The sequence below is a fragment of the Nocardiopsis prasina DSM 43845 genome (genome assembly GCF_000341265.1).
Lineage (GTDB): Bacteria > Actinomycetota > Actinomycetes > Streptosporangiales > Streptosporangiaceae > Nocardiopsis > Nocardiopsis prasina.
The window spans coordinates 1-2,095 of record NZ_ANAE01000017.1 but is presented as its reverse complement, the minus strand read 5'-3'; the positions used below and the strand labels follow the sequence as shown (position 1 = coordinate 2,095).

Genomic DNA, 2,095 nt, shown 5'->3' with positions numbered 1-2,095 from the left:
TGACGCTGGAGCCGATCGACGGCGGCGTCATCCACGTCAACGGCGAGCCCCTGTCGCACATGCACCGCGGCGGCAAGCTCGTCAAGGCCAACGAGGCGCACCTGCGGCGCGCGCGCACGAGCATCGGGATGGTGTTCCAGCAGTTCAACCTCTTCCCGAACATGAGCGTGCGCAAGAACGTCACCGAGGGCCCCGTGCACAGCCTGGGCGTGGCCAAGGACGAGGCGAACGGGCGCGCCGAGGAGCTGCTGGAGCTCGTGGGGCTCGGTGACAAGATCGACCAGCACCCCACCCGGCTCTCCGGCGGGCAGCAGCAGCGCGTGGCGATCGCCCGCGCGCTGGCGATGCGGCCCCGGATCCTGCTGCTGGACGAGGTCACCTCGGCGCTGGATCCCGAGCTGGTGGCCGGTGTGCTGGACGTGCTGCGCGACATCGCCCAGACCACCGATATCACCATGCTGTGCGTGACCCACGAGATGAGCTTCGCCCGCGACGTCTCGCACCGCGTGCTGATGTTCGACGAGGGCCAGGTGGCCGAAGAGGGACCGCCCGAGCGCATGTTCGGCGCGCCGGAGGAGGAGCGGACCAGATCGTTCCTCAAGGCCGTACTCGAGAACGGCTGAGGCCGGGTCCGGAGCGGCACCCGGCTCCGAGCGAGCGGTGAGCCGGGTGCCGGGGATCCGGTGCCTGCGTCCGCGCCGCGCCTTCGCGGGCCGGGAGCACCGCGGAGGTCGCTTTCCTCAGCGGAAAGTAAAAAAGCGGAGAGTAACGACATACCGTTTCCATTGCGTCGCCTTTCCCCTCAGACAGGAGAGACTGAGGTCCTGAACTGGGGGGAGGCCGGTGGCGAAGTCATTCGGACGCTTGTGGAGATGGGGCGCCGCAGCGGCGGTGGCGGCCCTGGCGACCGCGCTCGTGCTGAACCCGCTCGTGCCGATGCCCGTGACCGGGCCGGCGGCGGTGGCCCACGGGGCTCTGCTGGTACCGACCGCGGCGGGAGTGGCGCTCATCGCGGTGCTGACCGACCACCGCGAGCGCAAACGGCTCGACGAACGGGTCCGCACCGCCCTCGAAGGGCACTCGGTGCCCAACGAGGTGGTCTGGCTGCTCGCGCTCCTGGTCGTGTTCCTCGTCGCGACACCGGGGATCTCCTACTTCGCGGGGCTCTTCTTTCCCGGTGTGAGCTGGGAGGTCATGATGCCTCCCGTCCGCATCCTGATGCTGTTCGTGCTGCCGCTGGTCGTCGTGGACCTCGGCGGATTCACCATCTCGGGATACTCCACCGTGATGCCGTCGATCGCCATGAGCGTGACCGAGCGCTGGCGCTGGATGGGCGCCGTCCCCGCAGCCGCGGTCCTCGTGTTGGCGGCGCTGGCGATCAACCCCGCTCCGGCGCCCTCCCCGGTCGTCCTGCTCGCCGCGGTCCTGGCCGTGGTGGCCGCCGTCGCCGTGCCCGAGGAGATCTTCTTCCGCGCCCTGGTGCAGACGCGGCTGGAGCAGGTCCTCGGCCGCTGGACCGGCATACTGGCCGGGGCGGCGCTGTTCACCGCGACCAGCGTCTACCTGTCGGAGCTCGGCGACTTCTCGCGCCAGGCGCAGCAGCTGGAATTCGGCATCCCGCACGCCATCGTGTTCTACGCCGGAGTCGGGGTGCTGCAGGGCTACCTGTGGGCGGCCTACCGCAACATCTGGCTGAACATCCTGCTGCGCAGCGGCGTCCTTCTGCTGCGGGTCGCGCCCGCACTGCAGCTCGTCTAGCCGGGCGGATCCGGCGTGGCCGCGGGCGGCCGCTCACCGCCCTGGGCCCGGTGCCGGCGCGCTGGGACAATCGCGGGACCAGTGCCGTAGGACCGGATGGGACAGCATGGACCCGACGACCCCGCGCATCCTCACCGACGACCTTCTGCTGCTCGCCTACCGGCCCGATACCGGACGCGCCTGCACCGACGTCAACCGCCTGCAGTGCGGGCTGGCCGGGGCGGTGATCGCCGAGGCCGTCCTCGCCGGCAGGATCGCGCTCGACGGCGGCGGGCACCTGCGCACGACCGGCGCCGCCCGCACCGGGGACCCCGACGTCGACGGCGTGGTCGACCGG

Annotated in this window: 3 protein-coding genes; all 3 read left to right on the top strand. The window is 71.0% G+C overall.

Going from position 1 to position 2,095, the window contains the following annotated elements; genetic code table 11:
- Positions 1-623, top strand: a 623-nt coding sequence (locus tag D452_RS0100935) for an amino acid ABC transporter ATP-binding protein (RefSeq protein ID WP_017542305.1), incomplete at its 5' end; no start/stop codon positions are given.
- Positions 624-843: 220 nt separating this feature from the next.
- A complete protein-coding gene (locus D452_RS0100930; RefSeq protein ID WP_152498506.1) occupies positions 844-1,758 on the top strand; it encodes a CPBP family intramembrane glutamic endopeptidase in 915 nt (304 codons plus the stop codon).
- 106 nt (positions 1,759-1,864) lie between these two features.
- Positions 1,865-2,095 (top strand): GPP34 family phosphoprotein (locus D452_RS27355; RefSeq protein WP_040692746.1); only part of this gene is annotated, 231 nt, incomplete at its 3' end.